This is a genomic window from Pseudomonas sp. 34 E 7 (assembly GCF_900005715.1).
Taxonomy (GTDB): Bacteria; Pseudomonadota; Gammaproteobacteria; order Pseudomonadales; family Pseudomonadaceae; genus Aquipseudomonas; species Aquipseudomonas orientalis_A.
On the sequence record NZ_CVTX01000171.1, the window covers coordinates 1 to 5,936 of the forward strand.

Consider the following 5,936-nt stretch of genomic DNA (forward strand, 5'->3'; position numbering starts at 1 on the left):
ACCGCCGGCACCCTCAACGTGGAAGGCGTGCTGACCGTCGAGGTGCGCGCCCTCGGCCACGACACGCGCCTGTCCGCCATCGTGCGCCTGCTGGAGCGTGCCCAGGCCGAGAAACCGCGCCTGGCGCAGATCGCCGACCGCGCCGCACAGTGGTTTTTGCTGGCGTCCCTGATTGCGGCTGCAGTGATCGGCCTGGTGTGGTGGCAGCTGGATGCATCACGGGCGTTCTGGATTGTCCTGGCCATGCTGGTCGCCACCTGCCCGTGCGCGCTGTCCCTGGCGACACCTACTGCCCTCACTGCCGCCACCGGCACCCTGCACAGCCTTGGGTTGCTGCTGACCCGTGGCCATGTGCTGGAGGGGCTGAACCAGATCGACACGGTGATTTTCGACAAGACCGGCACGCTCACCGAAGGCCGCCTGGCGTTACGCGCCATCCGGCCTCTGGGCGAACTGGACAGCGACCAGTGCCTGGGCCTCGCCGCCGCACTGGAAAACCGCTCCGAACACCCGATTGCCCGCGCCTTTGGCCGAGCGCCCCTGGCGGCCCATGACGTATCGAGCAGCCCCGGCCTCGGCCTGCAAGGACGTGTGGGCGAACGCCTGTTGCGCATCGGCCAACCCGGGTTTGTCTGTGAGCTCAGCGCCGGCCCGATCCCGGCGTCACCGGACGAAGCCGGGCAATGGCTGCTGCTGGGCGATCAACGCGGCGCGCTCGCCTGGTTCGTGCTCGACGACCGCCTGCGCAGCGACGCGCCTGCGCTGCTGGCGGCGTGCAAGGTGCGCGGCTGGCGCACCTTGCTGCTGTCGGGAGACAGCTCGCCGATGGTCGCCAGTGTCGCTGCCGAGCTGGGCATCGATGAAGCCCACGGCGGCCTGCGTCCCGACGACAAGCTGCAGGTGCTGCAACGCCTGCATCAGGAAGGCCGCACAGTGCTGATGCTCGGCGACGGCGTCAACGACGTGCCCGTGCTGGCCGCCGCGGATATCAGCGTGGCGATGGGCTCGGCCACCGACCTGGCAAAAACCAGCGCCGATGCGGTGCTGTTGTCCAACCGCCTGGAGGCGCTGGTGCAGGCGTTTTCCCTGGCGCGACGCACACGTCGAGTCATCATCGAAAACCTGCTGTGGGCCGGTCTGTACAATGGCCTGATGCTGCCGTTCGCGGCCCTGGGGTGGATCACCCCGATCTGGGCGGCAATCGGCATGTCCCTCAGTTCGTTGACGGTGGTGCTCAATGCCCTGCGCCTGACGCGCCTGCCAAGCGCGCCGGCCGCTGGCCCCCCCTTGATCAATCGCCCGCTGCCGGCGTGAGCCGCGCGGGCATGGAGTGCAGATGCCAGCTCTATACGTGATGATTCCGGCGGCGCTGCTGTTAGTGGGCGTGGCCATCTACATCTTCTTCTGGGCCGTGGACAGCGGCCAGTACGAAGACCTCGACGGCCCGGCCCACAGTGTGCTGTTTGACGACCAGGACCCCAATCACCTGGCCGCCATCGACGAAGCCAACCGCGCCGAACAGCCGCCCAAGGAACCGCCGCATGCTTGAGCTGGCGCCTTTGCTGGCCTCTGCGCTGATCCTCGGCCTGCTCGGCGGGGGCCATTGCCTGGGCATGTGCGGCGGGCTGATGGGCGCGCTGACCCTGGCGATTCCCAGGGAACAGCGCAGCCGCCGTTTTCGCCTGCTGCTGGCGTACAACCTGGGACGCATCTTAAGTTATGCCGCAGCGGGGTTGCTGATCGGCCTGGCCGGCTGGGCCGTGGCCAACAGCCCGGCGGCGATGTTCATGCGGGTGCTCGCCGGGCTGCTGCTGATCAGCATGGGCCTGTACCTGGCCGGCTGGTGGAGCGGCCTGACCCGTCTCGAAAGCCTCGGTCGCGGCCTGTGGCGACATATCCAGCCGATGGCCAACCGCCTGCTGCCGGTGTCCAGCCTGCCCCGCGCTTTACTGCTGGGCGCGCTGTGGGGCTGGTTGCCGTGCGGGTTGGTCTACAGCACCCTGCTTTGGGCCGCAAGCCAGGGCAATGCGCTGGACAGCGCGCTGCTGATGCTCGCGTTCGGCCTGGGCACCTGGCCGGTATTGCTGGCGACCGGGCTGGCCGCCGAACGTGTCACCGCGCTGTTGCGCAGGCGCAGCGTGCGCATGGCCGGTGGTTTGCTGGTGGTGCTGTTCGGGCTCTGGACCCTGCCCGGGCCGCACCAGCATTGGCTGATGGGGCATTGACCGGCCCTGTGGCATAGCGCCGCTCCCCGTTGATGCAAATCAACATGCCCGCCCCACCCAGCCCCTAGACTCGGCCCACCAGCCAAACCGGGGGACCGCCCGCATGCTCGACGCCATTCGTTGGGACACCGATCTGATTCATCGCTACGACCTGGCGGGGCCGCGCTACACGTCCTACCCCACGGCCGTACAATTCGACAGCCAGGTCGGCACTTTCGACCTGCTCCATGCGCTGCGCGACAGTCGCAAAGCCACCCGGCCGTTGTCGCTGTATGTGCACGTGCCGTTCTGCGCCAATATTTGTTACTACTGCGCCTGCAACAAGGTGATTACCAAGGACCGTGGTCGCGCCCAGGCCTATTTGCAACGCCTGATGCAGGAGATCCAGCAGGTCGCCTGCCATCTCGACCCGAAACAGCCGGTGGAACAACTGCATCTGGGCGGCGGCACGCCGACCTTTCTCAGCCATGACGAATTGCGCCAGGTGATGGCACACCTGCGCCAGCACTTCAATTTGCTCAAGGACGATTCGGGCGACTACGGCATCGAGATCGACCCTCGCGAAGCCGACTGGGCGACCATGGGCCTGCTGCGCGAACTGGGCTTCAACCGCGTCAGCATCGGGTTGCAGGACCTCGACCCCGAGGTGCAACGGGCGGTCAATCGCCTGCAAAGCCTGGAAGAAACCCGTGCGGTGATCGACGCGGCGCGCACCCTGCAATTTCGCTCGATCAATATCGACCTGATCTACGGCTTGCCCAAGCAGTCGCCGCTGAATTTTGCGCGCACCGTGGAGGAAGTCATCCGCCTGCAACCCGACCGCCTGTCGGTGTTCAACTACGCACACCTGCCCGAGCGTTTCATGCCCCAGCGGCGGATCAACACCGATGATCTGCCCTCGCCGGCAGAAAAACTGTTGATGCTGCAAACCACCATCGAACAACTGACCCAGGCCGGCTACCGCTATATCGGCATGGACCACTTTGCCCTGCCGGACGACGAACTGGCCATCGCCCAGGAAGAAGGCACCCTGCAGCGCAACTTCCAGGGCTACACCACCCACGGGCACTGCGATCTGATTGGATTGGGCGTGTCGGCGATCAGCCAGATCGGCGACCTGTACTGCCAGAACAGCAGTGATCTCAACGGGTACCAGAATGCCTTGGCGGGCGCGCAACTGGCCACCAGCCGTGGCTTGATCTGCACCACGGACGACCGCTTGAGACGGGATGTGATCCAGCAGTTGATCTGCAATTTCAGCCTGGGCTTCGAGGGGATCGAACAGGCGTACAACATCGACTTTCGCGGCTATTTTGCCGAGCTGTGGCCGCAACTGGAGACAATGGCCGGCGACGGCTTGATCGAGTTGGACGCCCAGGGCATTCGCGTACTGCCGGCCGGGCGCTTGTTGGTGCGTTCAGTGTGCATGGTGTTCGATGCCTACCTTGAGCACCAGAATCGCCAGCGTTTCTCGCGGGTGATCTGAGACTGCCTACGCCATCGCCAGGGAGGCGGCCTTCATCGCATCGGGGCCACTGAGCCCCTTCATGGCCTTGCCCAACGCAGTCTGCGCCGTGATGAGGCTCGCGTTCAGCACGGCAATCGCACCCTGCAGGTTATTGACCTTGACCCTGGCCTGCTCCGCAGAAAGCGTGTTATCGGCCATGACAGCGGTCAGTTCGGCCTGTTTTTCTGCAATCTGTTTCTTGATCTCGCGGATCATCTTCAAGACCTGCTGGACCTCGTTGGGCAGGCCGCTTTCCTCGATATCGCTGTTGGATTTTTTCGTGTCTCTGACCGCCTGCAAGGCTGCGCCGGAAAGGGTCACCTTCACACCTTCGTCCGTCTTGGTACTGAGGGGCGAAGAAGTGGCGTCCTTCAGCTCTTTGCCTGCCGCCGCCGACTTCGCTTCTGCCACCTGGTCTTTCGGCTCCGGTAAAGGCAGCGCGCTGAGGCTGGCCGGGCTATTTGCACCGATGGAAATCATGGGTCTGGCTCCGAATTCAAAAGGTATCGTTACTTTGTATCGGCCACGACACACGGACCTTTATAACGCCGAGGCTTTTTGTACACGCTGGCCTCATCTACCCCCAGTGCGTTACCCTTACGTCTTATGTGTGTTTTCCCACAAGGATTTAAGAAATGTCCGAGCCAGTCAAACTGCGCGCTCACAGCCAGGCTCACTGCAAGGATTGCAGCCTGGCCCCCCTCTGCCTGCCACTTTCGCTGAATCTGGAAGACATGGAAGCGCTGGACGACATCGTTAAACGTGGCCGCCCGCTGAAAAAAGGCGAGTTTCTGTTTCGCCAGGGCGACAAGTTCGATTCCGTCTATGCAGTACGCTCGGGCGCATTAAAGACATTCAGCCTCAGCGACGGCGGCGAAGAGCAAATCACCGGCTTCCACTTGCCCAGCGAATTGGTCGGTTTGTCGGGGATGGACACCGAAATGCATCCCGTGTCGGCGCAGGCGCTGGAGACTACATCGGTGTGCGAAATTCCTTTCGAGCGCCTTGATGAACTGGCCCTGCAACTGCCACAGCTGCGCCGTCAGTTGATGCGCGTCATGAGCCGCGAGATTCGTGACGATCAACAGATGATGCTGCTGTTGTCGAAGAAAACCGCCGACGAGCGCATCGCGACCTTCCTGGTCAACCTGTCGGCGCGCTTTCGCGCCCGTGGGTTTTCGGCCAACCAGTTCCGCCTGAGCATGTCGCGCAATGAAATCGGCAATTACCTGGGCCTTGCGGTGGAAACCGTGTCCCGCGTGTTTACCCGCTTCCAGCAGAACGCATTGATTGCCGCCGAGGGCAAGGAAGTGCATATCCTCGACCCTATCCAACTGTGCGCACTGGCCGGTGGCTCCCTGGAAGGGTAATCCGCGCTCTGCGGCCGAGCGAACCGGCAAGGCCGCAGGTATACTTCGGGTCCGTTTTCCGCCCAGGACCCTTCGACGATGACTTTCGATTCGTTCGACATCAAATCCCTGATTCGCCCCGTCATCGACTTCCCCAAGCCTGGGGTGATCTTCCGTGACATCACGCCGTTGTTCCAGTCGCCCCGCGCCCTGCGCCTGGTCGCCGACAGCTTTGCCCAGCGTTATGTCGAAGCCGACTTCAGCCATATCGGCGCAATGGATGCCCGCGGCTTCCTGATCGGCTCGATCGTCGCCTACCAGCTCAACAAGCCACTGATCCTGTTTCGCAAGCAAGGCAAATTGCCGGCTGACGTGTTGGCCGAGGCTTACCAGACCGAATATGGCGAAGCGCTGCTTGAGGTGCATGCCGACAGCCTGTGCGAAGGCGACTCGGTGCTGATGTTCGATGACTTGATCGCCACCGGTGGCACCCTGATTGCGGCGGCGAACCTGGTGCGACGCATGGGTGCGCAGATCTTTGAAGCGGCGGCAATTATTGATCTGCCGGAGCTGGGTGGGTCGCAGCGGTTGGAGGATATGGGGATTCCCACGTTCTGCCTGACGCAGTTCGGGTTGACCGAGCGGTAGTCGTTGTCAGGACGGGCCTCATCGGGGGCAAGCCCCCTCCCACAGTTTTGACTGTGTTCACAAATCAAATGTGGGAGGGGGCTTGCCCCCGATGGCGGCCTCTGAGCCGACCAGGATGTTGGATCAGATCGAGTACATATCCATTATTTAGGTAACGGCCACTTAGGGTTCCGCCCTGACGGCGGCTCACTTTTGAAAAGCGCAAAA

7 protein-coding genes are annotated in these 5,936 nt (G+C 63.1%); 6 read left to right on the forward strand and 1 reads right to left on the reverse strand.

Annotated elements, in window-relative coordinates; all coding sequences use genetic code 11:
- From BFP96_RS23320 to hemN, 4 genes are all read left to right on the forward strand, one after another.
- A partial coding sequence (locus BFP96_RS23320; protein ID WP_139113437.1) for a heavy metal translocating P-type ATPase occupies positions 1–1,314 on the forward strand: 1,314 nt, incomplete at its 5' end.
- Between the two features lie 22 nt (positions 1,315–1,336).
- Positions 1,337–1,549, forward strand: coding sequence for a cbb3-type cytochrome oxidase assembly protein CcoS (gene ccoS, locus BFP96_RS23325; RefSeq protein ID WP_057721235.1), 213 nt, complete (start codon positions 1,337–1,339; stop codon positions 1,547–1,549).
- Positions 1,542–2,225: a sulfite exporter TauE/SafE family protein gene (locus tag BFP96_RS23330; protein ID WP_065887885.1), complete on the forward strand. Its 684-nt coding sequence runs from the start codon at positions 1,542–1,544 to the stop codon at positions 2,223–2,225. The genes ccoS and BFP96_RS23330 overlap by 8 nt, the downstream gene beginning before the upstream one ends.
- Positions 2,226–2,328: 103 nt before the next feature.
- Entirely contained in the window at positions 2,329–3,711 is a 1,383-nt protein-coding gene (gene hemN / locus BFP96_RS23335; protein WP_065937100.1) for an oxygen-independent coproporphyrinogen III oxidase, read from the forward strand.
- 6 nt (positions 3,712–3,717) lie between these two features.
- Here the strand turns inward: hemN and BFP96_RS23340 are convergent, their stop codons facing one another.
- Positions 3,718–4,212 (reverse strand): hypothetical protein, encoded by a 495-nt coding sequence (locus tag BFP96_RS23340; protein ID WP_170876037.1) that lies wholly within the window; start codon positions 4,210–4,212, stop codon positions 3,718–3,720.
- Positions 4,213–4,367: 155 nt separating this feature from the next.
- Here BFP96_RS23340 and fnr point away from each other — a divergent pair, with 155 nt between their 5' ends.
- Both fnr and BFP96_RS23350 read left to right on the forward strand, forming a co-directional pair.
- Positions 4,368–5,102, forward strand: a complete 735-nt coding sequence (gene fnr / locus BFP96_RS23345) for a fumarate/nitrate reduction transcriptional regulator Fnr (protein WP_065887883.1) — start codon at positions 4,368–4,370, stop codon at positions 5,100–5,102.
- Positions 5,103–5,180: 78 nt separating this feature from the next.
- Complete coding sequence (locus BFP96_RS23350; protein ID WP_065887882.1) at positions 5,181–5,729, forward strand: adenine phosphoribosyltransferase; 549 nt, start codon at positions 5,181–5,183, stop codon at positions 5,727–5,729.
- The last annotated feature ends 207 nt before the right edge of the window (positions 5,730–5,936 follow it).

Bases quoted from the DNA above. Each gene is read 5' to 3' on its own strand.
- BFP96_RS23330 (WP_065887885.1), top strand. From the start codon at position 1,542: ATGCTTGAGCTGGCGCCTTTGCTGGCCTCTGCGCTGATCCTCGGCCTG.
- hemN (WP_065937100.1), top strand. From the start codon at position 2,329: ATGCTCGACGCCATTCGTTGGGACACCGATCTGATTCATCGCTACGAC.
- BFP96_RS23350 (WP_065887882.1), top strand. From the start codon at position 5,181: ATGACTTTCGATTCGTTCGACATCAAATCCCTGATTCGCCCCGTCATC.
- fnr (WP_065887883.1), top strand. From the start codon at position 4,368: ATGTCCGAGCCAGTCAAACTGCGCGCTCACAGCCAGGCTCACTGCAAG.
- ccoS (WP_057721235.1), top strand. From the start codon at position 1,337: ATGCCAGCTCTATACGTGATGATTCCGGCGGCGCTGCTGTTAGTGGGC.
- BFP96_RS23340 (WP_170876037.1), bottom strand. From the start codon at position 4,212: ATGATTTCCATCGGTGCAAATAGCCCGGCCAGCCTCAGCGCGCTGCCT.